We start from the raw sequence: 22,797 nt of genomic DNA, 5'->3' as shown, positions 1-22,797 counted from the left end.
GGAGGGATACGTACTTCCGGCCACGCGGCGTTCCGGGGGTGCGGAGGGAAAGGCCGCCCCTGATCGACGTGTGTCCCCGGTCCTCAGTCCAGGTCGCGGGTGAAGACGACTCGGGGTCGGCCGGGGCCGTCGTAGTCCTCCACCACGCGGTGGGCGAAGCCGAGGCTGCGGTGGAAGGCGACGGAACCCTCGTTGGTGACCGAGGTGATGGCCTTGAGGCGGACCGCGCCCTGGCGGCGGGCGGTGGCGGTGAAGGTGTCGTAGAGGGTACGGCCGAGGCCGGTGCCGCGGGTGTCGTCGCGGGTGGCGATCAGGTGGACGTAGCCGGTGCGGTCGGGGGTGACGAAGCCGATGAGGTAGCCGCGGATGCCGTCCTCGGCGCGGGCGACGAGGCAGGTCGAGCCGAACTCGCGGACCAGCGCGGTGAGATGGAGGGCTCGCAGGTCGCGTTCGCCCCAGTAGCGGGGGTGGTCCTCCAGGATCCGGTGGAGGTCGTTCACGTCGGCGAGGTCGATGCGGACTGCCATGGTGGTGATCATGGCATGGGGTCGGCCCCGTTGCGGTAGCGGGCGGCCGTGCGGTGCGCCATGTCGGCCAACTGCTCCCGCACGTCCACCGGTTCGAGTACCTCGGCATCCGGGCCGAAGCCGAGCAGGCGGCGGCAGGCGGCCTCCCGGTCGTCGAAGTGGAGGACCAGGCGGTACCGGCCGGGCTCCGCCGGATCCGCGGTCGCCCGTGCCGCCGAGCCGGTGTCCCCGAGCACCTGCGGAAGCGCGGCCAGGCCCGCTGCCGTCAGGCGTACGGTGACCGGGAGTCGGTCCAGGCTCGCCTCGAACTCGGCGGTCCAGCGGGCCCAGTGGGCCGCCAGGTCGAAGTCGGCGGGGCGGTCGAAGGACTCGGCCAGCAGCTCCGCGTCCGTGATCCTCGACGCACGGTGCGTCCGGACACCCCGGTCGGACCGGACGACCAGGTACCAGACCCCCGCCTTCGCGACGAGGCCGAGGGGGTCCACCGTTCCCGTCGCACCGGGACGGCTCGCGTGGGTCAGCCGCAGGCATCTGTCCCGTCGTACGGCATCGACCAGCACGGCGAGATGCGGGACGCGCTCGGGCGGCCTGAACCAGGCCTGGGTGTCGATGTGGAAGCGGCTCGCGGTGGTGTCGGCCTGCTCGCGGCCCGCGGCCGGGAGAGAGGCCAGGAGTTTCAGGCGGGCCTGGGCCAGTGCGTCGCCCAGCGCGATCCGCTCCAGCGGGCCGCTCCCGGAGGCGACCGTCAGCAACGCCGTCGCCTCCTCCGCGCTGATCCCGAGCAGCGGGCTGCGCCAGCCCTCCAGGAGGCGGCAGCCGCCGCCCGGGCCGCCGTTCGCCACCACCGGGACGCCGGCGGAGCTGAGCGCCTGAAGGTCCCGGTAGACGGTACGGACCGACACCTCCAGCTCCGCCGCCAGTTGACGGGCCGTCACCCGGCCGCGGGACTGGAGGGCGAGCAGGAGGGACAGCAGCCGGTCCGCTCTCATCGGGCGATCACCCCATCCATCCATGACTGACAGAGGATGTCAGCCATAGGGCCGTAGCGTCGTCCGCGAAGCCTCCGAACAGCAGGGAGACAGCACGTGATCAGCGGATACGTCATCGGCGAGAGTCTCAGGACGGGTGCGGTGTTCGCGCCGCACGGGCTGCGGTTGCGCAAGGTGAGCAGGGTCGAGGTCGCCGGGGCGAGCGGCGGGCAGCCGCCCGTGTGGACGCTGGTGGAGTGGGAGAGCGACGGCGAGGACATCGACGCGCTCGCGGACGCGTTGGCCGATGCCCTGGAGCCGGAGCTGGGTTGGTACGCCGACTTCGTCGCCGGGGACGAACGCGTGGTGGTGTTCGCCGGAAAGGTCTTCCGTCATCGGCGCGGCGACGAGGCGGGCCGCGCCGCGGCGGTCGCCTACGGGCGGTCGGTGGGGACGCCCGCCCGTCAGCTCGACTGGGACGAGTGAACTTCACGACGCCGCCCGCTGCTCCCCCGGCAGGTCGTCCGGGTGGGCGAGGCCGAGCTGGTGGCGCAGGGTCGGGCCCTGGTACTCGGTGCGGAAGACGCCCTGTTCCTGGAGGAGCGGGACGACCTTGTCGGCGAAGGCGTCGAGGCCGGTCGGGGTGATGTGCGGGACCAGGATGAAACCGTCGCTCGCGTCGGCCTGCACGTACTCGTTGATGGTGCGGGCGATCGTCTCCGGTGAGCCGACGAAGTTCTGCCGGTTGCCGGTGTGGATGACCAGGTCGCGGATGGACCACTTGTTGGCCTCGGCCAGCTCGCGCCATTCGCGGGCGGTGGCCAGCGGGTCCCGGTACATGCGGACCTGGGCGCGGCCCCGGGAGATGTGCTCCTCGCTCACCAAGGGGTCGACGTCGGGAAGCGGTCCGTCGGGGTCGTACGACGACAGGTCCCGGTTCCAGACGAACTCCAGGTGCTTGAGCGCGGTGGCGCCGCTGACCTGCCGGCGTCGGACGGTCCGCGCGAGTTCCTCGGCCTCGGCGTCGGTGTCCGCGAGGGCGAAGGAGGCGGCGGGCAGGATCAGCAACTGGTCGTGGCGGCGGCCGTACTTGGCGAGGCGGTTCTTGACGTCGGTGTAGAAGGCCCGGCCCTCCTTGAGGGTGGCGTACCGGCTGAAGATGGCGTCGGCGGAGGAGGCGGCGAACTCGCGGCCCTCTTCGGAGTCACCCGCCTGGAAGATCACCGGGCGGCCCTGCGGGGAGCGCGGGACGTTGAACCGGCCGTGGATGTCGAAGTGCCGGCCGCTGTGCGCGAAGGAGCCGGCCTTCGCGTCCCGCAGGAACGCGCCGGAGGCCTGGTCGGCGAGGATCTCGTCGCCCTGCCAGGAGTCGAAGAGCTCCTGGGCGGTGGCGAGGAACTCCTTGGCGCGGGAGTAGCGCTCCTCCTGGGGCAGGAAGCCACCGCGGCGGAAGTTCTCGCCGGTGAAGGCGTCCCAGGAGGTGACGACGTTCCAGGCGGAGCGGCCGCCGGAGAGGTGGTCGAGGCTGGCGAACTGGCGGGCCACCTCGTAGGGCTCGTTGAAGGTGGAGTTGATGGTGCCGGTCAGGCCCAGGTGTTCGGTGACGGCGGCGAGCGCGGCGAGGATCGTGAAGGTGTCGGGGCGGCCGACCACGTCCAGGTCGTAGATCTTGCCGCCCTGTTCGCGCAGGCGCAGGCCCTCGGCGAGGAAGAGGAAGTCGAACTTGGCGCGCTCGGCGGTCCTCGCGAAGTGTGCGAAGGAGCTGAACTCGATGTGGCTGCCCGCCTCGGGGTCGCTCCACACGGTGGTGTTGTTGACGCCCGGGAAGTGGGCGGCGAGGTGGATCTGCTTCAGGGGCTTGGACATGGGTGCGGGGTCCTTCCGGCTCAGGCGGACGCGGCGGCGTAGCGGTTGGCGGGGCGGGCGAGGCCCAGGAGGCCGCGCAGGGTGTCGGACTCGTACGCGGTGCGGAAGGCGCCCCGGCGCTGGAGTTCGGGGACCAGGCCGCGGGTGATCGCCGGGAGGTCGTGGCCGAGGACGGCGGGCCTGAGGCGGAAGCCGGTGAGTCCGGCCTCCTGGAACTCGCCCAGCAGATCTGCCAGTTGGGCCGGGGTGCCGGTGAAGACGCGGGCGTCGCTCCGGTACGGCTCTCCCGCGAGCGCGTCGAGACGGTCGCGGCGGGCGGCGGCCTCGGCGGGGTCGTCGTCGAGGAAGACCACCAGGTCGCCGAAGACGTGCAGGAGTTCGTCGGCGCGGCCGGCCGCCTCCTGCTCCGCGCGGATCTCGGCGACGACGGCGCGGGCCTGGCCGGTGTCGTGCGGGGTGGTGTAACCGACGTCGGCCTGGCGGGCGATGAGCCGGTACGGGACGGTCTGGTGGCCGAGGGCGGTGACCAGGGGCTGGCCCTGCGGCGGCCGGGGGGTGATGGAGGGGCCCTTGACGCTGAAGTGCCTGCCCTCGAAGTCGATGTAGTGCAGTTTGTATCGGTCGATGAAGCGGCCGGTGGCGGCGTCCCGGATCTCGGCGTCGTCCTCCCAGCTGTCCCACAGGCGGCGCACGGCCTCCACGTAGTCGGCGGCCTCGTCGAAGAGGTCGGTGACCAGGTCCTGGGCCTCGGGGCTGTCGTAGGCCTCGATGCGCGGGACGGTGCGGCGGCCGAAGTGCGCGGCCTCGTCGGGTCGTGCGGTGATCTGCACGCGCAGACCCGCGCGGCCGGTGCTGACGTAGTCCAGGGTGGCGATCGCCTTGGAGAGGTGGAACGGCTCGGTGTGGGTGACCACCGCCGTCGGGACCAGGCCGATGTGCCGGGTGAGCGGGGCGATGCGGGAGGCGATCAGCACGGCGTCGAGGCGGCCGCGGACCTGGTCGGTGCGCTCGTCCGGGTCGAGGAACCGGGAGGACTGCGGGCCGAGACCGTCCTCGATGGTGACGAAGTCGAGCAGGCCGTGCTCGGCCTCGGCGACCAGGTCGGCCCAGTAGGCGGCGGTGAACAGTTCACGGGGCCGGGCCACCGGCTCACGCCAGGAGGCGGGGTGCCAGCCGGTGCCGTCCAGGGCGACGGCGAGATGCAGCGGGGAAGAAAGCGGGGAAGAAGGGGACACGAGCAAGTGCCTTCCTGGAGATCCGTACGCGAGGGCCGGCCCTCGCGGGGGGCGGGGCACGGCGGCTGGAGCAGCTGACGGGTCAGGAACAACAGAGCGCGGTGGACACGCGCTGGAGATCGATGTGCGGCCGGGAGTGGAGGTGGGCGGAGCGGAGTACGCGGATCACGCCCGTCACCTCCTCCTTCTGGGCGCGCGACGGCGCCCGGCAGATCTCGTCGTGAGTCACAACACCCTGCTTTCCTGCGATGTTCCCGGGCTGCGGACCAGGAGCACGGGTGAGCGGAGGCGCCGGGTGAAGCCGATCGACTCGTAGAGCCGGATGGCGTTCGTGTTGTCCGGGGCCGCGTGCAGGAACGGGGTGTCGCCGCGTTCCCGGATCCCGGCGGCGACCGCGCGGACCAGCCGGGTGGCCAGTCCCCTGCCGCGGTGTGCGGGGTCGGTGCAGACCGCGCTGATCTCGGTCCAGCCGGGCGGGCGCAGTCGCTCGCCGGCGAGGGCGATCAGGCGTCCCCGGTCGCGGATGCCGAGGTAGGTGCCGAGTGCGATGGTCCGCCTGCGGAAGGGGCCGGGTCTGGTGCGGGCGACCAGGTCCAGGATCTCGGGCACGTCGTCGGGGCCCAGCCGTACCGCCTCGGGTGCGGGTTCGGCCCGCAGCGCGGTGTCGACCAGTTGGACGCCCACTCCCCCGCCGACGACCTCCCAGCCGTCCGGGACCCGGTCGACGGGCTTGATCCGTACGGTGGTTCCGGGGCCGACGAGCGTGAGCAGGTCGGCCCAGGCGGCCGGGTCGCCGGGATCGGCGAGGGCGGCTACGGCGTAGACGTCGTCGGGGTAGCGGGCGGCGCGGCCGACGCGGTCGGCCAGGTGGGCGTGCGGGCCGGTGAGGGCAGCCCATACGGCGTTGTCGAGGACGGAGGTGTCGGGTGCGGTGAGTCTCAGGGAGGCTCCGCCTCCGCGGACGTCGATCTGCTGGGCCACGGAGGCGGAGTCCTTCCCGAGTCAACCGGTGGATGTGCAGCACTTCCTGAGCGCGTGTCAGGAGTTGTCCAGCGGCAGTCCGGGCGGGTTGACCTCTGACTTGGTGACGGCGTCGTTCGAGAGGTTCCACGCGGCGAGCCACTTGGCGTACTGGCCGTTGTCGATCAGGTGGTTGATGGCGTCGGCGAGGGGCTCGGCGAGGCCGCTGTCCTTCTTCGCGGTCGCGGCGATCAGGCCCTGGAGCGACTCACCGGCGCCGGAGTACTGGCCCGCGATCTTCGTCGGGCTGGGCGTGCTCGCGGTCTGGGTGACGTGGTAGGAGAGGTTGGGGCTGGGGCCGAGGTAGGAGTCGATCTTCCCGCTGTTGAGGGCGAGGTAGATGCTCGGGCTGTCCTGGAAGTACTTGACGGTCAGCTTCTTGCCCTCCTTCTTCAGCTTGCTCTGCCACTCCAGCAGGATCCGCTCCTGGTTGGTGCCGGCGCCGACCGAGACGGTCTGCCCCGCGAGGGCCTCGTAGTCGCCGTCGAAGCTCCACTTGGAGGACTTGAGCGTCTCGAAGGCGAGGTCGTCCTTGCGGTAGGAGGCGAACTCGTACTTCTGCTTGCGCTCCTCGGTGTCGGTGATGTTGGAGAAGCCGACGTCCACCTTGCCGCTGTCGATGCCGACGAAGAGGTTCTCCCAGGTGAACCGCTTGACCTCGGGCTTCAGGCCGAGGACGGCGGCGACCAGGCGGGCCAGGTCGGTCTCGGAGCCGGTGAGCGTCTTCTGGTCGCTGCCGACGAAGCCCAGCGGCGGGGAGCCGGAGGGCAGGGTGCCGGAGCCGATGACGAGTTTGCCGCTCTTCTTGACGGCGTCGGGCAGTTCGGCGCTGATGGACTTGACCTCGGCGACCTCGAGGGTGGTCTCCTTGGCGGCGCCGTTGGACAGCCGGCCGACGGTGACGGTGCCGGCGCTGTCGTTCGTCTGCGTGGCGGCGTCGCTGTCCCCACCGCAGGCGGCGAGCCCGCCGACGAGGGTGGCGACGGCTGTCGCCGCGGTGATGCCGCGTATCAGGCCGCGTCGGGTGAAGTGGGCAGACATGTCCGTCCTAGGTGTTCGATCGTGTCCGATGAGAGAGGTGAAAGGCGGTGCGCGTGGGGGGAGTTCGTGGGAGCGGTGCGGTCACAGGACCTTGCTGAGGAAGTCCCTGGTCCGCTCGTGCCGGGGCCGGTCGAGGACCTCGGAGGGCGGCCCCTGTTCGACGACGCGCCCGCCGTCGATGAAGACGACCCGGTCGGCGATCTCGCGGGCGAAGCCGATCTCGTGGGTGACGATGACGAGCGTGGTGCCGCTGGTCGCCAAGTCCTTGATGACGGCGAGCACTTCACCGACCAGTTCCGGGTCGAGGGCGGAGGTCGGCTCGTCGAAGAGGATGACGCCGGGACGCAGGGCGAGGGCGCGGGCGATGGCCACCCGCTGCTGCTGGCCGCCCGACAACTGCCGGGGGTAGGCGGCGGTCCTGTCGGCCAGGCCGACCCGACCGAGGAGTTCACGGGCCAGTTCCTGCGCCTCCGCCTTGCCTGTCTTGCCGGTCGCCACCGGAGCGGCGGCCACGTTGTCCAGCACGGTGAGGTGCGGGAAGAGGTTGAAGTTCTGGAAGACGAACCCGATGCGGCTGCGCTGGGTCAGGATGGCCCGCTCGCTCAGCTCCTTGAGCCGCTCGCCCTGCCGGCGGACGCCGATGAGCTCGTCGTTGACGCTGACGTAGCCGATCTCCGGCTTCTCCAGGTGGTTGATGACCCGCAGCAGGGTGGACTTCCCGGAGCCGGACGGGCCCAGGATGACGGTGACCTCGCCGGGGCGCACCCTCAGATCGACTCCGTCCAGGACCCGGTGGGCGCCGTACCACTTGTGCACGCCGTGCACTTCGAGAGCTGCGGCGGTCATACGGCGGCCTCCGTGCGGATGCGGGCGCGCAGGTCGGCGAGGCCGGCCCGCAGTTTCTGGATCGGGGTCGGCGGCAGCGAGCGGGTGGCGCCGCGGGCGTAGTGCCGCTCGACGTAGAACTGGACGACGGACACGGCGCTGGTGAGGACCAGGTACCAGACGGTGGCGACCAGGAGCAGCGGCACGATGTCGCCGGGGTAGGTGGCGCCCATCGACTGCACGGTCCCGAACAGGTCGAGCAGGGAGACGTAGAAGACCAGCGAGGTGCTCTTGACCAGGCCGATGAGCTGGTTGACGTAGTTCGGGGTGATGGAGCGCAGCGCCTGCGGGAAGACGATCCTGCGGAACTGGTAGCCCTTCGGCAGGCCGAGCGCGGAGGCCGCCTCGTGCTGGCCCTGGTCGACGGAGAGGATGCCGCCGCGGACGACCTCGGCGGCGTAGGCGGCCTCGTTGAGGCTGAGGCCGATCACGGCGATGACCATGTCGGTGGCGAGCCGGGACTCGTCGAAGGAGAAGAAGGCCGGCCCGAAGGGGACACCGACGCTCAACGTCTTGTACAGGGCCGAGAAGTTGTAGAGGAAGAGCAGGACCACGATCAGCGGGATCGAGCGCAGCGCCCAGACGTAGGTCCAGCTGACCGCGCGCAGCACCGGGCTCTTCGAGAGCCGGGCCAGGGCGAGCACGATGCCGCCGAGGAGGCCGAGGACCGCGCTGTAGGCGGTGACTTCGAGGGTGATCAGGAGGCCGTCGAGGACGGTCGGCCGCAGGAACCAGTAGCCGAAGCGGTCCCACTGGTAGAAGGGGTTGGTCGCCAGGCCGTGGACGAACTGGGCCGCCAGGACCAGGACGACGGCGGTGGCGATCCAGCGGCCCGGCCGCCGCAGCGGCAGAACTCGCTGTGCTGCCAGAGGCTTTGACGGGGTGTCGGACCGGGGCGGCGCCTCGGTCACGGACACGGCGGCGCCTGGGGGTTCACTCATGAGGGGCTCCGGCGGAGTCGGGTCACCCCTGGGACACGGCGAGCGACAGCGTCCTACGGCGGCAGGACGTGACGCACGGGCACCGGGGGCTGGGCGGACAACGACACACCGCGAGCGCGGTGTTCGTCAGGAACGCGGGGGCTGGGAAGAAACGTCAGCCCCGACAGCGGGCACGGCCCGGTGCGGTACACAGTGCGCTGCTCACGCGCAGCAGGTCGACGGCCCGGTTGACGACCAGCGGGTCGCCGTACGGCCGTACGCAGCCCGGAGAACGGCGTGCGGCCGTCCTGGGAGCTGCGTACATGTCGGTCACCGTCGCTGTTCTCGGGGGTTCCGCGGAACCCTGGTGGGCCCGTGGCTGATACAGGGCCCTGCTGGACCCGTAGGTTAAGGCAGTCGTCCGAACCGCTGTCAATGCCGGTCCGTCAGGTGAAACGGTCAGGCGCTGCGAGCCGCGTGCGCGGCCCAGTCCAGAATCTGTACGGCGGCCCCGGCGGCCTCCAGGCCCCGACAGCGGGCATGGTGGCGGCGGGCGATGCCGGCCAGGTCGAGGTGGGTTCCGAAGGCCGGGTGGGCGGTCAGGCGGCGGGCGTAGCCCCACAGGGTGGGGTGGTCGGCGACGCGGTGCACGGCGGCGGCGTCCAGGTGGTGGCGGTGCACGGTGTCGAGCTGGACCAGGGTGACCCACAACTCGACGTCGGTGGCCGTGATGTGATCCCGGATCAGGTGGTCGCGTCCGACCAGCCAGCGCTCCAGGGAGCCGAGGGCGTCAAGGAGTTGCTCCAGTGCGGCGGCCCGCTCCTCGGCCTCGCCGCCCGCCGATCCGGCGTGCTGTGCGGACTGCTCGATGCCCCGGCACATCCGCTCGACGGCCTCGGTCTCCGACTCGGCGCCGCACGGGTACAGCGCGGGGCGTCCGGAGCCGAAGTGCCGGGCCAGGTCGCGGGTGATGTCTGCGGCGTGGGTGCTGACGATCCGGCCCGACCAGTCGTCGCTGAGCACCGGGGCGACGGCCGCGCCGGTGTACCGGTGCGCGCTGGCCTCGTACAGCGGGCGCAGTGCGGAGTGGCCTCCGTCGGGACAGTCGGGGACCGGGTCCAGGAAGGTCACGGGACAGACGTCGTCGAGGCCGAGCAGGCTGTGCACGACGGCGATGCGCAGACCGTCCGCGCAGGCGGCGGCCAGGTGGAGCCGGTAGCGGCGCGGCACGGCGTAGTGCCCACTGCGCGCGTCCCGTCCGATCCGGCCCCGGAAGGCGGGAGCCGGGTGGGCTGCGGGGACGTGGGCGAGCGGTGTGACGGACATGGGTCTCCCCGGGGTGTCGGTGCGCAGACGTACGCGCGGCGGAAGCGTCGTCGGGCCGAAGGTGCGGGCCTTGACAGGGCGGGGGCGGCTGCGGCCGGGCTCAGCCCAGCGGCCTGATCGCGCTGCAGACACGCAGCAGGTCGATGTGCAGGCGGGAGGTCAGAAGAGGCGAACGCCGCGGTGTACGGCTCTCTCGGCCGGCGGCCGGTGCAACGCGCCCCATGTTTCCCTACCTGTTCACTAGGATTCCCGTCTGGAGTGTCGATCGGGCCGGGGCGCACGTCAAGGGGGCGTCCACGAGGTGGGCGGGGCCGGGGGGCGGCCCCCTTCGTCCCCTTCCGGGTCAGTGCGACTCGCGGCTGACCTCCGAGCCGCTGGAGCCGACGAGGAAATCCAGGTCCGCGCCCTTGTCCGCCTGCTGGACATGGTCGACGTACAGCCGCTGCCAGCCGCGCCGCGGGTCGGCGAAGCCCGCCAGGGTGGCCGCGTTCGGGGTGCGGGCGGCGAGTTCGTCCGCGGGCACCTCCAGGTCGATGCGGCGGGCCTCGACGTCGAGACTGATGACATCGCCGGTCCGGACGAGGGCGAGCGGCCCGCCCGCCGCCGCCTCGGGGGCCACGTGCAGGACGACGGTGCCGTAGGCCGTTCCGCTCATCCGGCCGTCGCAGACCCGCACCATGTCCCGCACCCCCTGCTCCAACAGCTTCGTGGGCAGCGGCATGTTGGCCACCTCGGGCATGCCCGGGTAGCCCTTGGGGCCGCAGCCGCGCAGGACCAGGACGGAGTCGGCGTCGACGTCCAGGTCCGGGTCGTCGACGCGGGCGTGGAAGTCCTCGATGCTGTCGAAGACGACCGCCCGGCCCCGGTGGCGCAGCAGGTGCGGTGAGGCCGCCGCGGGCTTGATCAGTGCCCCGTCGGGGGCGAGGCTGCCGCGCAGGACGGCGATCCCGCCCTCCTCGACGAGGGGGCGGGCCCGGGTCCTGATCACCTCGGCGTCCCAGATCGGCGCGTCGGTGAGGTGGTCCACCAGGGGCCGTCCGGTCACGGTCAGCGCGTCGGGGTCCAGGAGGTCGGCGACCTCGCGCAGCACGGCGAGCAGTCCGCCGGCGCGGTGGAAGTCCTCCATGAGGAAGCGCCCGGCGGGCTGGAGGTCCACCAGGACGGGCACCCGGGAGCCGATGCGGTCGAAGTCGTCCAGGGTCAGTTCGACGCCCAACCGGCCCGCGACGGCCAGGAGATGGACGACGGCGTTGGTGGAGCCGCCGATGGCGGCCAGCGCCACGATCGCGTTGTGGAAGGACCCCTTGGTCAGGAAGGTGCTCGGGCGGCGGTCGCCGGACACCAGCTCCACCGCGAGCCGTCCGGTGCCGTGCGCGGCCTCCAGCAGCCGGCTGTCCGGGGCGGGGGTGCCCGCCACCCCGGGGACGACCGTGCCCAGCGCCTCGGCGACCAGTGCCATGGTGGAGGCGGTTCCCATGGTGTTGCAGTGTCCGCGGCTGCGGATCATCGACGACTCGGAGCGGGTGAACTGCTCCTGGGACAGGGTTCCGGCCCGGACCTCCTCCGACAGCCGCCACACGTCCGTGCCGCAGCCGAGCGGGGTGCCGCGGAAGGTGCCGGTCAGCATGGGCCCGCCGGGCACCACCACGGCGGGCAGGTCCACCGAGGCGGCGGCCATCAGCAGGGAGGGGATCGTCTTGTCGCAGCCGCCCAGCAGGACCACCCCGTCGAGGGGGTTGGCCCGCAGCATCTCCTCCGTGGCCATCGCCGCCATGTTGCGCCAGAGCATGGCCGTGGGCCGCACGTTGGTCTCGCCCAGCGACACCACGGGCAGATCGAGCGGGATGCCGCCCGCCTCGTGCACGCCGTCGCGCACGGACCTGGCCACCTCGTCCAGGTGGGCGTTGCAGGGGGTGAGGTCGGAGGCGGTGTTGGCGATGGCGATCTGGGGCCGGCCGGTGAAGGCGTCGGCCGGGACGCCCCGGCGCATCCAGGCCCGGTGGATGTAGGCGTTGCGGTCCTGTCCCGCGTACCACTGCGCGCTGCGAAGGTTCATCGCCGGTGCTCTTTCCGGTAATCGGTACGGCGGTCTACTATCCGGAACGCCATGCAGCATACGCAGCGCTTCCCCGCTTCGGCAGCCCCCGTCACGAACCGCGCGGAGGGCGGCCGTCCGGTGGGATCGGACCGGGTGCTCGCCGTGCTCAAGGAGCTGGCCCGGCATCCGGACGGGGCGGCGCTGGACGAGCTCACCCGGGCGATCGGCAGTCCCAAGCCGACCGTGCACCGGGCCCTGGCCGCACTGCGCCGGGCCGGTCTCGCCGGTCAGGAGCCCGGCGGCCGCTATCTGCTCGGTGACGAGTTCCTGCGGATGGCCTTCGCCCATCACGAAGCCCGCCCCGAACACGTGCGGGTGCGGCCGCTGTTGGAGTCACTGGCCGCCCGCTTCGGGGAGACCGCGCACTACGCCGTCCTCGACGGCCGAGACGTCGTGTACCGCGCCAAGGTCGACCCGCCCACCGGTGCCGTCCGGCTGACCTCCACGGTCGGCGGCCGCAACCCCGCCCATGCCACGGGGGTCGGAAAGGTGCTGCTCGCCCACGAGTTGGGCACCCTCGACGCCGTACGGCGATGGATCGGCGAGGTCCCCCCGGAACGCCGGACGCCCCGGACCCGGTGCACGGCCGAGGAGCTGCACCGCGAGCTGGTGGACGCGCGGGAGCGGGGGTACGCCCTGGACGACCAGGAGAACGAGCCCGGTGTCACCTGCCTCGCCCTGCCCGTGTACGGCACCTCGCCGCGGGCTCCCTCCGGGGCCGTGAGCGTGAGCGCGCTGGCGTACCGGACCCCGCTGCGGGTGCTGGTGGAGGCGGTGGAGGAGATCCGCGAGGCGCTCGGCCCCCTGAAGGAGCCCTTCTGATGCGCGCCTTCGTCCTCACGGCTCCCGGCGAGTACGCCGTGCAGGAGGTGCCGGTGCCCGTCGCCGCCGCCGGTGAGGTCGTCGTCGACGTCGAGCGGGTCGGGGTGTGCGGCACCGATCTGGAGTTCTTCACAGGGGCCATGACCTATCTGCACCAGGGGCACGCCGGCTATCCGATGCGGCTGGGCCACGAGTGGGCGGGCCGGGTGCGCGCGGTCGGCGCCGGGGTCGATCCCGGGTGGGTCGGGCGCCGAGTCATGGGTGACACGATGCTCGGCTGCGGGACCTGCCGCCGCTGTCGGCGCGGGCGGCAGCACGTCTGCGAGAAGCGGCAGGAGGTGGGCATCCGGGGCGGGCGAGCAGGGGCTCTGGCCGAACAACTCGCCGTGCCGGTCGGCTCGTTGTACGCACTGCCCGATTCCGTGGACCCGGAGCTGGGCGCTCTGGTCGAGCCGGGCGGCACTGCGCTGCGGGCCGCGCGGGCCACCGGGGCCGGGCCCGGCGACCGGGTCCTGGTGCTGGGCCCCGGCACCATCGGTCTGCTGGTCGCCCTCTTCGCCCGGGCCGCCGGTGCGGAGGTGCACCTCATGGGCGCGACCGAGGACTCCCTCGCCTTCGCACGCTCACTGGGCTTCCCGCACGCCTGGCGCGAGGCCACGCTGCCGGACCTGCCGTTCGACGCGGTCGTGGACGCCACCAACGCGGTCCATCTGCCCGAGCTGGCCCAGGAGTTGGTCGAGCCGGGCGGCCGGCTCGTGTACATCGGGCTGGCCGGTGAGCCCAGCAGGATCGACACCCGCGCGCTCGTCCTGAAGGACGTGACGGCGGTCGGGATCCTGTCGGCCTCCCCCGGGCTCGCCGCCACGATCGAGGCGTACGCCGAGAAGGTCATCGACCCGAGGCCGCTCGTGGCCGCGACCGTCGCGCTGGACGCGATCGGTGCCGTACTCGCCGGGGAGCGGCCACCCGGCGCCGGCCCGGGCCCGAAGATCCATGTCGACCCCCACCTCGCCTGAGCCCGGCGTGAGGGTACGGCCGAGCGCCCAGGTCGACGAGACCGCGGTGCTCGGCGAGGGGACGACGGTCTGGGACCTGGCCCAGATCCGCGAGAACGCCCGGCTGGGGAGCGGGTGCGTCGTGGGCCGGGGTGCGTACGTGGGTCCGGGGGTGCGGATCGGCGACAACGTCAAACTCCAGAACCACGCCCTGGTCTACGAGCCCGCGGTGCTCGGCGACGGGGTGTTCGTCGGGCCTGCGGCGGTCCTCACCAACGACTGCCACCCGCGGTCGGTGACCCCGGAGGGACAGCTCAAGCGCGGCGGCGACTGGCAGCCCGTGGCCGTGGAGGTCGCCGAAGGGGCGTCACTCGGGGCCCGTTCGGTGTGCGTGGCACCCGTACGGATCGGCCGCTGGGCGCTGGTCGCGGCGGGTGCCGTGGTGAGCCGCGACGTGCCCGACCACGCCCTCGTGGCCGGTGTTCCGGCGCGCCGCATCGGCTGGGTGGGGCGGGCCGGCGTACGACTGGTGGAGCGGCAGGGCGAGCCGGATGCCTGGGAGTGTCCGCAGACGGGTGCGCTGTACGACGAGAGGGACGGCCACCTCGTGGAGCGCGCATGACGCCCATTCCCATCAAAACGTATAATATTTCGGCATCCTGCCCGGCTGCCTGGGCCTTCCGATAGCGTGTCGTCCATGATCACGGGCGACAAGAAGGTGACCGCGGTTCGACCGGACGCGGTGGGAGGTTGACCGGCCGGCCGACGACCGCCGTGCTGCCGCCGTCGCTGCGCGCGCGGCTCGGGCTGGTCGCGGCTCTCGCCGCGCTGGTGGTCGCCGCACTCGCCGTCCGGTACGCCGGCGACAGCCGACCCGGCAGGGTGGACAGGTGGATCGTCCCGCCGACGGCGGACAGCGTGCGGCCTCCGTTGCGGTACCTCGCCCACAGCCTGGACTTTCTCGGGGAACCCACGGGATCGGTGATGGTGGTCGTGGCCGCCGTGACGGGCTGCCTGCTGCTTCGGCGCCCTCGTGCGGCCGTGCTCGCGGTGGCCGGCGCCGGCCTCGCCGTGGGAACCGCGACGCTGCTCAAGCACCTGGTGGGCCGCACCATCCACGGCGCCGAGAACCTGTCCTACCCGAGCGGACACACGGCCTTCCTCACGGCGATCGCCTTCGTCGCGGGGCTGCTCGCGACCGACCGGCTCGGCCTCGGCGGTACGGCCGGCACGTCACTCGTGCTCGCCGTGACGCTGGTCGCCGGCGCCGCGATGGGATGGGCGCAGGTCGCGCTGGGCGCACACTATTCGACCGACGCGCTGGGTGGCTGGTGCACCGCGCTGGCGGTGCTGCCGGTGACCGCGTGGCTCGTCGACACGGCGGCCGACCGGTGGGTGGACCGGTCGGCCGGCGCCGGTCGGCGAGAGCACCGCTGACGTCACGCCAGGCGTCGGAACACCGGCTTCACCGGCCGCCCGCCCATCCACGGGGTGGGGTCGGCGGCGTCCAGTGCCTTCCGGTACACCGCGCACGCCTGGGCGACCACGTCGACGGTGTGATCGATGTCGGCGTCGCTGAGCGCGCTGCTCACCACGAACGACGGGGCCAGCACCCCGCCCGCGAGGAGCCGGCGCAGGAACAGGGTGCGGTACTCCTGTGACGGCTGCCCGTTCTCGTCGAGGGTCGCGAAGACCAGGTTGCTGGCCCGGCCCCGGACGACGACGTGATCGCCGACGCCCATGCCGGCCGCCGCGTCGCGGACACCGGCGGCCAGCCGCTCGCCGAGGGTGTGCAGCCGCGCGGTGACGCCCTCTTCGGCGTAGACGGTCTGCACGGCCATCGCGGCGGCCAGCGAGTGCGTCTCCGCGCCGTGCGTGGTGGACAGCAGGAACACCCGCTCGTCGTCGTGCCGCAGCCCGCCCCGCTCCATCAGCTCGCGGCGTCCGGCCAGTGCGGAGACGGCGAATCCGTTGCCCAGCGCCTTGCCGAAGGTCGAGAGGTCGGGGACCACGCCGTACAGGCCCTGGGCGCCCGCCTCGGACCAGCGGAAGCCGGTGATCATCTCGTCGAAGATCAGGACGCAGCCGTGCCGGTCGGCCAGTTCGCGCATACCGGCGAGGTATCCGGGCGGCGGCTCGGTGTGGGTGGCGGGTTCGAGGATCAGACAGGCGATGTCGTCCTGGTACCGGGTGAGCAGTTCCTCCGTGGCCGCCAGGTCGCCGTAGGGGAAGGCCACCGTGAGCTCGTTGGTCGTCTCCGGGATGCCGGCGGACATCGGTGTGGTGCCGATGAACCAGTCGTCGGTGGAGAAGAACGGATGGTCGGCGCAGAGGGCCACCCGTCGGCGCCCGGTGGCGGCACGGGCCAGGCGTACGGCCGCCGTGGTGGCGTCGGAGCCGTTCTTCGCGAACTTCACCATCTCGGCGGTCGGCACCGTGGCCAGGAAGCGTTCCGCGGCCTCGACCTCCACCATCGACGGCCGGACGAAGTTGCTGCCGCGGTCGATCTCCCGCCGCACCGCCTCGGTCACCCGTGGGTGGGCGTGTCCGAGGCTGACCGACCGCAGGCCGGACCCGTACTCGATGTACCGGTTGCCGTCCACGTCCCACACATGGGCACCGCGGCCGTGGCTGATGACCGGGGCCAGGTTCTCGGGGTACTGGTCGTCGCCCTTGGCGTAGGTGTGGGCGCCGCCGGGGATCAGGGCGTGGAGCCGTTCGTTGGCCGCACGCGACCGGGGCAGTCGGAAGTCTTCGCTGGGCAAGCCGACTTCACCTTTCCGTGTGCTTGAGGACGTCGGCGAGGCTCGGGGCCTCACGGTCGCGTGGGGACATCGAGGTGACCGGTAGCGGCCAGGGAATGGCGAGTTCCGGGTCGTCGAAGGCGATCGTCACGTCCTCGGACGGATCGTGCTCACGGTCGATACGGTAAGAGGTGTCCGCGAGTTCGGTAAGAGCCTGGAAGCCGTGGGCGCATCCCGCCGGGATGTAGACGCTCTTCTGCGTCTCGCCGGACAGCTCGAAGAAGGCCCGGTTCCGGTACGTCGGCGAGTCGGGCCGCAGATCGACGACGACGTCGAAGATCTCGCCGTACGAGCACCGCACCAGCTTGGCCTCGCCGGCGCCGGAGCGCAGGTGCAGGCCGCGCAGCACGCCCCGGACCGAGCGGGACACGCTGTCCTGGACGAAGGCGTGCGGGTCGAGGCCCACCGAGCGGAACACGTCGACGTCGAAGGTGCGGCTGAAGAAGCCGCGTTCATCGGAGAACGGAGTCGGCTCGAACAGGTACGCGCCGGCGATCTCCGGGACTTGGGTCGCTTTCATGGGGCCTTCCGCGGGGCGTGGGCGTGGGAGTCCGCCGGGAACAGGGTCGTGGTCAAGGCGGTGAACTGCTGGGCGAGTTGCTCTGCGGCGACCCGGTTGCGCTCGGTGAGGGTCCGCCGTACCTCGACCGCGTGCTTCTCCAGGTCCCGGAACTGTTCGAGGAGCCGGTCGGCGTCGACCTCGCGGGCCGGGTGGCAGTACGTGCCGAGGCCCATCCGGTCCATGAGCGCGTCGCTCTTCGCCGCGTAGGACACGGCGAGCACGGGCGTTGCGGTCTTCAGCGCGCAGATCAGGTTGTGGTAGCGGACGGCCACCACGGTGTCGGCGGCCGCCATCTCGTCCATCAGGTCGGCCAGCGAGGCCGGTTCGGCCGCGGTGACCAGCGGTGAGTCGACGGCGTCGAGGATCGCGGCGACCACCGACAGGTCGCACTCGTCGCCGGTGAGGAGCCGGACCGGTCTGCCCTCCGCGACGAGCGCGCGGACGAACGTGATCGTCCCGTCGAGGTAGCGCCGGTGGATCTCCTCGGCCCGGTCGCGGTCGTCGTTGCCTCCGTGGAAGTCCATGACGCCCAGGCAGACGGGGCTCGGTGTGCCGGTGGGCTCGCCCGTCCGCGGCGCGGGCAGGTGGAACGCGAGGTCCGGGTAGACCTCGTCGCGCGCGGTGTCCACGCCCATCGCCCGCATCGCGTCGCGGGACTGGTCGTCCCGGTACGAGCGGTACGCGGCGAGCCGTGCCGACCAGCGCACCAGGGCCCGGGTCGGGCGGTTCCTGATCTCGGCGGCGCCGACGCTGACCAGCGCGACCCGGGTGCCCAGCAGCCGGCCGCTCGCGCAGAGCAGGAACAGCGAGTAGGGGAAGCCCCAGGGCCGCAGCGGCAGCGTGGCCTCCAGGACCCCCATGCCCGGCACGATCACCACGTCGTGCCGGCGCACCCAGGCGGCGGTGCGGAAGACGTCGAGGAGTTTGCCCACGCCCTTGCCCGCGATCGCCGCGGCGCGGGACGCGGTCCGGTACTCCCCGCGGTACCAGTGCAGCCGTGTCGCGGGGATCCCGAACCGGGCCGTGACGGCCTCGGGTCCACCGCACAGGGCGTCGACGGCCGCTTGCGGATGCTCGGCGCGGAGGTAGCGAAGGACAGCTTCGAGCGACCCGTCGTTGCCGAGGTTGCCGGAGCCGAGCAGGCCGAACACCCCGACGCGAGCCGGGGTCCCGTCCTTCGGCGTCATGCCCCCCTCCCTTCACGGCCGGCGACGAGGGCATCGACCGAGACGGTCAGCTTGGCCGGGTCGACCGGGGCGCGGTCCTCGACCCGCTCACCGGCGCCCGGCCGGACCCGGCTGGTCATCCACGCGGCCAGGTGGCGGTAGCACTCGCGCCGGTCGGCCGCGGACAGCGGGGCCCGCCGGATCGCCGAGGCGAAGCCCCAGACGTACTCGGCGAGCAGCCGGGGCGTCGGGTGCAGCAGGCCCGCCCGGCGCGGGTCCAGGTTGACGCACCGGGACCGCTTCGACGGGTTCGCGCGTTCGGCGCGGGTGGGGTGGTCGCGGCGGAAGTACAGCAGCTCCGGCACCTGGTGGAAGCGCCCGTGCAGGGTGATCTCGGCGACGTACGTGCGGTCCGCGTGGTGGTAACTGTCCATCGGCTTGACCCGGCGCAGCACGTCGGTCCGCATCACCCCGTAGAAGTCGTCGCCGCCGGGCTCGAACAGCAGACTGCGGAAGCGGTCCGGTGCGTGCGGCGAGTCGGTGGCGAGCGTGTACTCGTAGGGGACCTTCACCTGGCCGTCGCCGTCGATGACCGCCTGGTCGGTGTGGGCGAGGATCACGTCCGGACGTTCGTCCAGTGCCTCGATGCAGCGCCGCAGCAGGTCGCGGCCGTAGAGGTCGTCGTGCGAGGCCCACTTGAACAGCTCGCCGCGGGCCTCGTCGAGCACCTTGTTGTGGTTCGGTGTCGCGCCGATGTTCCGGGGCAGCCTGATGTACCGGATGCGCGAGTCCTGGGCGAGGTACTTGCGGCAGATCTCCTCGGTGCCGTCGGTCGAGGCGTTGTCGGAGATGACCAGTTCGAAGTCCTCGTAGGTCTGGCCGAGCAGCGCGTCGAGCGATTCGGCCAGGTACTCCTCGCCGTTGTACACGGGCAGGCCGATGCTCAGTCTGGGTCGGTCGGTCATGAGGTCCTCACTTCGGGAACGGATTCGTGGTGGCGCTCGCGCAGGGCGGACCGCAGTTGCAGCCACCACACGGCCGAGCCGCCGACGGTCGCGGCGGCGACGCCCCAGGCCGAGCCGACCGTGCCGGCCAGGGCCGCCCCGCCGAGCCCGCCGCCGACGTAGAAGGCGGAGGCGAACAGCTGGCAGCGCAGGCTGCGCCGGGCGGCCCCGAGGGCGCGCAGTCCGGCCGCCGCGCCGGTGCCGAGGCCGGCGCCCGCGACGCTGAAGGTGATGGGAACGATGAGGTGCGAGGAGGAGTGCCAGACGCCGCCGAGCAGGAGGTCTCCGAGCCGGTTCGGCAGCAGCAGCAACGAGCCGCCCCACACCAAGGCGGCGACGGCCTGTCCCCCGCCGAGCAGAAGGCAGAACTTGCCGAGGCGGTGCGGGGACTGCCGCAGCACCCGTGCCGCCTCCGGGACGGTGACCAGGGACAGTCCCATCAGTACGGCGAGGAAGGGGCCCATCAGGAGCTCGGCGCCCCGTACGGCGCCCACCGCGCCGAGCCCGACGATCGCGCCGAGCCCGTAGGCCCGCAGCTGGCTGGCGCCGCTGAGGCTGACGTTCTCGACCAGGTACCGGTAGCCGAGGTCGCGCTGCTCGCGCAGCCACCCGCGCGCCTTGGTCATCCGGGGCCGGATGCCGGACTGGAGGCAGCCGTACGCGGCGGCCACCGCGGCGGACGCGCCCCAGGCCAGCACGAAGGCGCCCACGGTGTCCACGTGGGCCGCCGCCACCATCGCCGGGACGAGCGCCACGCACCACACGACGTCGTTGACGAAGGCCTTGCGCCCGTTGCCCGCGGCGAAGAACGCGAACCGCCAGGCGTCCTGGAGCAGCAGGCCCGGCAGCATGACGCCCAGGCAGGCGAAGGCTGCCCCGAGACGGCCGCCGAGGGCCAGCCCGACCACCAGGGACAGCGCGCCGATGGAGGTGCCGACGCCGAGCGCGGTACCCGTGGACCGGGCCACCGCCCGTCGCCAGGACGCTTCCGGCACTCCGCTGAAGCGCACGGTGAGCGGGTCGGTGGACAGGCCGCGCGAGACGTTCAGCACCACGCCGTAGGTGACCCAGGCGAGGCTGAACACGCCGAACGCGGTCACTCCCAGCGAGCGGGCCACGTAGATGCCCACCGCGAAGTTGCTGATGCTGGAGGCCGCCTGGTCGGCCAAGCCCCAGGACAGCCGGCCGAGGAGGGCCCGCTTGGCGGATCCGGCCCGTGGCACCGCTGTCGGCGGGTTCTCCCCCTCGACGGGCATCGACGTCATGTCTTGATCAGCCCTGCCTCGTGCAGTGCGCCGGCCGCGTCGGCGACGGTGTCGAAGGGCAGCCCGGACCGCTCGGCGACGTCCAGCAGAGTGTGCTCGCCGTCGGAGAGGCTGAGCACCCAGAGCATGGCCATCTGGGCCTGTTTGGTGTCGCTGCGGCCGCCGAGCGCGTCGTACAGCCCGCGGCGGCCCAACTGCGGTTCGCCGTAGGGGCTGAGGTTGAGGTAGCGCCGGTTGCGGTCCAGGACGGCGAACGCCTCGCGAAGGACGGCGAGGGTGTCCGCCATCGCCTCCGGGGAGACGAAGTCCGGGTTGTCCGCCGAGGTGTGGTACTCGGGATAGCCCGCGTACGGGGTCCGGGTGAGCGAGCCGACGCCGAGGTTGAACCCGGGCGAGCAGTACTGCCGCTCGTCGTAGCCGTACGGGGTGAACTCGTTGATCTTGTGCGGGCGTTCGGAGGCGGTCAGCACGTGCCGCAGCACCCGGTCGATCTCCGCGTCGCCGCGCCTGCTCTGCTTGTAGGTGAGGTGACCCCGGTCGCCGGCGCAGGCCAGCACGAGCCCGTGCTTGACCCGCTCCACCCGCTCCGCGTTGCGGGCCAGCCAGGTGATCGCGCCGATGGTGCCGGGCGCGAAGATGAACCGGTAGGTGTAGTACGGCGTCCGCCGCGCCAGCTCCCGGGCCAGGTACGTGGCCACCGCCACGCCGGCCATGTTGTCGTTGGCCAGTGCCGGGTGGCAGACGTGGCAGGAGACGATCACCTCGTCGGCGACCTGCCCGGGGACCACGTGCTCGGCGTAGGTGAGGTGGCCGTCGGCGAGCGTGGAGTCGATGCGGACCTCGTAGTCGCCGTCCGGCATCGCGTCCAGGGTGTCCTGGGCCAGGCAGAAGCCCCACTCCGGCTTGTAGTAGCTGGTGCGGTACGGCACCCAGGACGGCTGGTCCGGCAGGGTGTGCAGGTGCGGGCGCAGCTCCGACAGCGGCATGGTCGCCGACACCGGGACGCTGTAGCCGAGCACGTGCAGGCTGGACGCGGCGAAGTCGACGACCCGCCGGCCGGTGCTGTCGGCGATGTACGCGTCGCGGATGTTCCACTCCTGCGGCACCGTCCAGTCGAGGACCTGCGTCCCGGTCGGCACCTCGTGCACCTGGAGCGGGAGGTACTCGCCGACGATGTCCAGGGTCGCCCGGACACCGTCGCCTGTGATGCTCCGGCACAGCGGGTACAGCCGCTCCACCAGGGCGTGCATCTCTTCGCCGACATCGGTCATCGGCGCCACCGCAGGGTGTCGTCGACGGTGCCGGCCTCGGACGCGGCGCGCAGCACGGCGAGCCGGGTGAAGCGCTGGTCGAAGTCCTCCTTGGTCAGCCCGAACTTCCGGTAGGCGTCGGCGAGTTCGAGCGCGCCCCGCTTGACGGACCACTCGATGTCGAAGCCGGGGATCGCGGCCCGGAACCGGGAGAAGTCCACCCGGTACGAGCGCGGGTCGGCCCCGTTCTCCCCGGTGATCCGCACCTTGGCGCCGGGCACCGCCTCGGCGACCTGCTCGGCGATCTCGGCGACCCTGACGTTGTTGGTCTCGCTGCCGATGTTGAACGCCCGGTCGTGGACCGCCTCGCGCGGCGCGGTCAACGCGGCCGTGAACGCGCGGGCGATGTCGGCGGCGTGCACCAGCGGGCGCCAGGGGGTGCCGTCGGAGAGCACCAGCACCTCACCGGACAGCAGGGCGTGGCCCACCAGGTTGTTCAGCACGATGTCGGCGCGCAGCCGGGGCGAGTAGCCGAAGGCGGTGGCGTTGCGCATGTACACCGGGGTGAAGTCGCCGTCGGCCAGCGCGTGCAGGTCGTCCTCCACCCGCACCTTGGACTCCGCGTACGGGGTCACCGGGCGCAGCGGGGCGTCCTCGCCGACCAGGTCGTCGCCGCCCGCGGCGCCGTAGACCGAGCAGGTGGACGCGTACAGGAAGCGCCGCACTCCGGCCTCGCGGGCCAGCCGGGCCAGCCGTACGGACGCGTGGTGGTTGATGTCGTAGGTGAGCTCCGGGGCCAGCGATCCCAGGGGGTCGTTGGAGAGCGCGGCCAGGTGGATCACGGCGTCCACCCCGGCCACGTGCTCGGCCGTGACGTCGCGCAGGTCGACGCGGTGTCCCTGCGGGTCCGCGGGTGTGTCGCCGAGGACGGAGTCGGCGAACAGGCCGGAGTCGAGGCCGACGACCTCGTGTCCGGCGGCGGCGAGGACCGGGGCCATGACGGTTCCCAGGTAACCCTGGTGTCCGGTGAGCAGTACGCGCAT

Annotated in this window: 25 protein-coding genes; 5 read left to right on the top strand and 20 right to left on the bottom strand. The window is 72.3% G+C overall.

All coding sequences use genetic code 11. The features are described from left to right. Nucleotides 1–83: 83 nt before the first annotated feature. Together M2163_RS40100 and M2163_RS40095 are read right to left on the bottom strand one after the other, a co-directional pair. Nucleotides 84–527 (bottom strand): GNAT family N-acetyltransferase, encoded by a 444-nt coding sequence (locus M2163_RS40100; protein WP_280896468.1) that lies wholly within the window; start codon nt 525–527, stop codon nt 84–86. Between the two features lie 8 nt (nt 528–535). Then, nucleotides 536–1,516 (bottom strand): YafY family protein, encoded by a 981-nt coding sequence (locus M2163_RS40095; RefSeq protein ID WP_280896467.1) that lies wholly within the window; start codon nt 1,514–1,516, stop codon nt 536–538. Between the two features lie 96 nt (nt 1,517–1,612). On the opposite strand from M2163_RS40095, the gene M2163_RS40090 reads away from it, so the two are divergent. Further along, complete coding sequence (locus M2163_RS40090; protein WP_280847998.1) at nt 1,613–1,981, top strand: hypothetical protein; 369 nt, start codon at nt 1,613–1,615, stop codon at nt 1,979–1,981. Nucleotides 1,982–1,984: 3 nt separating this feature from the next. Here the strand turns inward: M2163_RS40090 and M2163_RS40085 are convergent, their stop codons facing one another. From M2163_RS40085 to M2163_RS40040, 11 genes are all read right to left on the bottom strand, one after another. Beyond that, nucleotides 1,985–3,361: an NtaA/DmoA family FMN-dependent monooxygenase gene (locus M2163_RS40085; protein WP_280896466.1), complete on the bottom strand. Its 1,377-nt coding sequence runs from the start codon at nt 3,359–3,361 to the stop codon at nt 1,985–1,987. Nucleotides 3,362–3,381: 20 nt separating this feature from the next. Next, a complete protein-coding gene (locus M2163_RS40080) occupies nt 3,382–4,596 on the bottom strand; it encodes an LLM class flavin-dependent oxidoreductase (RefSeq protein WP_280896465.1) in 1,215 nt (404 codons plus the stop codon). A gap of 82 nt (nt 4,597–4,678) precedes the next feature. Next, nucleotides 4,679–4,825, bottom strand: a complete 147-nt coding sequence (locus M2163_RS40075) for a putative leader peptide (RefSeq protein WP_280896464.1) — start codon at nt 4,823–4,825, stop codon at nt 4,679–4,681. Then, entirely contained in the window at nt 4,822–5,577 is a 756-nt protein-coding gene (locus tag M2163_RS40070) for a GNAT family N-acetyltransferase (RefSeq protein ID WP_280896463.1), read from the bottom strand. The genes M2163_RS40075 and M2163_RS40070 overlap by 4 nt, the downstream gene beginning before the upstream one ends. Before the next feature lie 57 nt (nt 5,578–5,634). Beyond that, nucleotides 5,635–6,657 carry a transporter substrate-binding domain-containing protein gene (locus tag M2163_RS40065; RefSeq protein ID WP_280896462.1) on the bottom strand — a complete coding sequence of 341 codons (1,023 nt, stop codon included), beginning with the start codon at nt 6,655–6,657 and terminating at the stop codon, nt 5,635–5,637. Nucleotides 6,658–6,738: 81 nt separating this feature from the next. Continuing rightward, nucleotides 6,739–7,503 carry an amino acid ABC transporter ATP-binding protein gene (locus tag M2163_RS40060; RefSeq protein WP_280896461.1) on the bottom strand — a complete coding sequence of 255 codons (765 nt, stop codon included), beginning with the start codon at nt 7,501–7,503 and terminating at the stop codon, nt 6,739–6,741. Then, nucleotides 7,500–8,483 (bottom strand): amino acid ABC transporter permease, encoded by a 984-nt coding sequence (locus tag M2163_RS40055; protein ID WP_280896460.1) that lies wholly within the window; start codon nt 8,481–8,483, stop codon nt 7,500–7,502. Before M2163_RS40055 ends, M2163_RS40060 begins: the two co-directional genes overlap by 4 nt. Before the next feature lie 154 nt (nt 8,484–8,637). Further along, complete coding sequence (locus M2163_RS40050) at nt 8,638–8,787, bottom strand: hypothetical protein (RefSeq protein WP_280896459.1); 150 nt, start codon at nt 8,785–8,787, stop codon at nt 8,638–8,640. Nucleotides 8,788–8,921: 134 nt separating this feature from the next. Next, complete coding sequence (locus M2163_RS40045; RefSeq protein ID WP_280896458.1) at nt 8,922–9,788, bottom strand: glutathione S-transferase C-terminal domain-containing protein; 867 nt, start codon at nt 9,786–9,788, stop codon at nt 8,922–8,924. 100 nt (nt 9,789–9,888) lie between these two features. Beyond that, nucleotides 9,889–10,011, bottom strand: coding sequence for a putative leader peptide (locus M2163_RS46670; protein WP_348541269.1), 123 nt, complete (start codon nt 10,009–10,011; stop codon nt 9,889–9,891). A gap of 120 nt (nt 10,012–10,131) precedes the next feature. Beyond that, nucleotides 10,132–11,844, bottom strand: coding sequence for an IlvD/Edd family dehydratase (locus M2163_RS40040; protein ID WP_280896457.1), 1,713 nt, complete (start codon nt 11,842–11,844; stop codon nt 10,132–10,134). A 39-nt stretch (nt 11,845–11,883) separates the two neighbouring features. On the opposite strand from M2163_RS40040, the gene M2163_RS40035 reads away from it, so the two are divergent. From M2163_RS40035 to M2163_RS40020, 4 genes are all read left to right on the top strand, one after another. Next, complete coding sequence (locus tag M2163_RS40035; protein WP_348541393.1) at nt 11,884–12,708, top strand: IclR family transcriptional regulator; 825 nt, start codon at nt 11,884–11,886, stop codon at nt 12,706–12,708. Then, the gene (locus M2163_RS40030; RefSeq protein ID WP_280896456.1) at nt 12,708–13,724 is read left to right on the top strand and encodes an alcohol dehydrogenase catalytic domain-containing protein; all 1,017 of its coding nucleotides are present in this window, start codon (nt 12,708–12,710) and stop codon (nt 13,722–13,724) included. Before M2163_RS40035 ends, M2163_RS40030 begins: the two co-directional genes overlap by 1 nt. Before the next feature lie 7 nt (nt 13,725–13,731). Further along, the gene (locus M2163_RS40025; RefSeq protein WP_280896455.1) at nt 13,732–14,325 is read left to right on the top strand and encodes an acyltransferase; all 594 of its coding nucleotides are present in this window, start codon (nt 13,732–13,734) and stop codon (nt 14,323–14,325) included. A gap of 128 nt (nt 14,326–14,453) precedes the next feature. Next, entirely contained in the window at nt 14,454–15,140 is a 687-nt protein-coding gene (locus M2163_RS40020) for a phosphatase PAP2 family protein (RefSeq protein ID WP_280896454.1), read from the top strand. Nucleotides 15,141–15,142: 2 nt separating this feature from the next. Here the strand turns inward: M2163_RS40020 and M2163_RS40015 are convergent, their stop codons facing one another. From M2163_RS40015 to M2163_RS39985, 7 genes are read right to left on the bottom strand one after another with little or no spacing between them, the layout of a single operon-like run. Beyond that, on the bottom strand, nt 15,143–16,468 hold the full coding sequence (locus M2163_RS40015; RefSeq protein WP_280896453.1) for a glutamate-1-semialdehyde 2,1-aminomutase: 1,326 nt from the start codon (nt 16,466–16,468) through the stop codon (nt 15,143–15,145). 7 nt (nt 16,469–16,475) lie between these two features. Further along, nucleotides 16,476–17,027: a dTDP-4-dehydrorhamnose 3,5-epimerase gene (rfbC, locus tag M2163_RS40010; protein ID WP_280896452.1), complete on the bottom strand. Its 552-nt coding sequence runs from the start codon at nt 17,025–17,027 to the stop codon at nt 16,476–16,478. Continuing rightward, nucleotides 17,024–18,256 carry a polysaccharide pyruvyl transferase family protein gene (locus M2163_RS40005; protein ID WP_280896451.1) on the bottom strand — a complete coding sequence of 411 codons (1,233 nt, stop codon included), beginning with the start codon at nt 18,254–18,256 and terminating at the stop codon, nt 17,024–17,026. Before M2163_RS40005 ends, rfbC begins: the two co-directional genes overlap by 4 nt. After that, the gene (locus tag M2163_RS40000) at nt 18,253–19,200 is read right to left on the bottom strand and encodes a glycosyltransferase family 2 protein (protein ID WP_280896450.1); all 948 of its coding nucleotides are present in this window, start codon (nt 19,198–19,200) and stop codon (nt 18,253–18,255) included. The genes M2163_RS40005 and M2163_RS40000 overlap by 4 nt, the downstream gene beginning before the upstream one ends. After that, nucleotides 19,197–20,504 carry a hypothetical protein gene (locus tag M2163_RS39995; protein WP_280848015.1) on the bottom strand — a complete coding sequence of 436 codons (1,308 nt, stop codon included), beginning with the start codon at nt 20,502–20,504 and terminating at the stop codon, nt 19,197–19,199. The genes M2163_RS40000 and M2163_RS39995 overlap by 4 nt, the downstream gene beginning before the upstream one ends. Beyond that, a complete protein-coding gene (locus M2163_RS39990) occupies nt 20,501–21,784 on the bottom strand; it encodes a DUF4910 domain-containing protein (RefSeq protein ID WP_280896449.1) in 1,284 nt (427 codons plus the stop codon). The genes M2163_RS39995 and M2163_RS39990 overlap by 4 nt, the downstream gene beginning before the upstream one ends. Next, the gene (locus M2163_RS39985; RefSeq protein ID WP_280896448.1) at nt 21,772–22,797 is read right to left on the bottom strand and encodes an SDR family oxidoreductase; all 1,026 of its coding nucleotides are present in this window, start codon (nt 22,795–22,797) and stop codon (nt 21,772–21,774) included. Before M2163_RS39985 ends, M2163_RS39990 begins: the two co-directional genes overlap by 13 nt.

The organism is Streptomyces sp. SAI-135, from assembly GCF_029893805.1.
Lineage (GTDB): Bacteria > Actinomycetota > Actinomycetes > Streptomycetales > Streptomycetaceae > Streptomyces.
Note: the sequence above shows the minus strand (reverse complement) of the source record. Positions and strands in the feature narration are given on the sequence as shown.

What these genes read in the sequence shown, in the direction of transcription:
- M2163_RS39985 (WP_280896448.1), bottom strand. Translation starts at nt 22,797, where the DNA reads ATGCGCGTACTGCTCACCGGACACCAGGGTTACCTGGGAACCGTCATG.
- M2163_RS40050 (WP_280896459.1), bottom strand. Translation starts at nt 8,787, where the DNA reads ATGTACGCAGCTCCCAGGACGGCCGCACGCCGTTCTCCGGGCTGCGTA.
- M2163_RS40030 (WP_280896456.1), top strand. Translation starts at nt 12,708, where the DNA reads ATGCGCGCCTTCGTCCTCACGGCTCCCGGCGAGTACGCCGTGCAGGAG.
- M2163_RS40055 (WP_280896460.1), bottom strand. Translation starts at nt 8,483, where the DNA reads ATGAGTGAACCCCCAGGCGCCGCCGTGTCCGTGACCGAGGCGCCGCCC.
- M2163_RS39995 (WP_280848015.1), bottom strand. Translation starts at nt 20,504, where the DNA reads ATGACGTCGATGCCCGTCGAGGGGGAGAACCCGCCGACAGCGGTGCCA.
- M2163_RS40000 (WP_280896450.1), bottom strand. Translation starts at nt 19,200, where the DNA reads ATGACCGACCGACCCAGACTGAGCATCGGCCTGCCCGTGTACAACGGC.
- M2163_RS46670 (WP_348541269.1), bottom strand. Translation starts at nt 10,011, where the DNA reads ATGGGGCGCGTTGCACCGGCCGCCGGCCGAGAGAGCCGTACACCGCGG.
- rfbC (WP_280896452.1), bottom strand. Translation starts at nt 17,027, where the DNA reads ATGAAAGCGACCCAAGTCCCGGAGATCGCCGGCGCGTACCTGTTCGAG.
- M2163_RS40065 (WP_280896462.1), bottom strand. Translation starts at nt 6,657, where the DNA reads ATGTCTGCCCACTTCACCCGACGCGGCCTGATACGCGGCATCACCGCG.
- M2163_RS40040 (WP_280896457.1), bottom strand. Translation starts at nt 11,844, where the DNA reads ATGAACCTTCGCAGCGCGCAGTGGTACGCGGGACAGGACCGCAACGCC.
- M2163_RS40060 (WP_280896461.1), bottom strand. Translation starts at nt 7,503, where the DNA reads ATGACCGCCGCAGCTCTCGAAGTGCACGGCGTGCACAAGTGGTACGGC.
- M2163_RS40005 (WP_280896451.1), bottom strand. Translation starts at nt 18,256, where the DNA reads ATGACGCCGAAGGACGGGACCCCGGCTCGCGTCGGGGTGTTCGGCCTG.
- M2163_RS40045 (WP_280896458.1), bottom strand. Translation starts at nt 9,788, where the DNA reads ATGTCCGTCACACCGCTCGCCCACGTCCCCGCAGCCCACCCGGCTCCC.
- M2163_RS40100 (WP_280896468.1), bottom strand. Translation starts at nt 527, where the DNA reads ATGGCAGTCCGCATCGACCTCGCCGACGTGAACGACCTCCACCGGATC.
- M2163_RS40095 (WP_280896467.1), bottom strand. Translation starts at nt 1,516, where the DNA reads ATGAGAGCGGACCGGCTGCTGTCCCTCCTGCTCGCCCTCCAGTCCCGC.
- M2163_RS40085 (WP_280896466.1), bottom strand. Translation starts at nt 3,361, where the DNA reads ATGTCCAAGCCCCTGAAGCAGATCCACCTCGCCGCCCACTTCCCGGGC.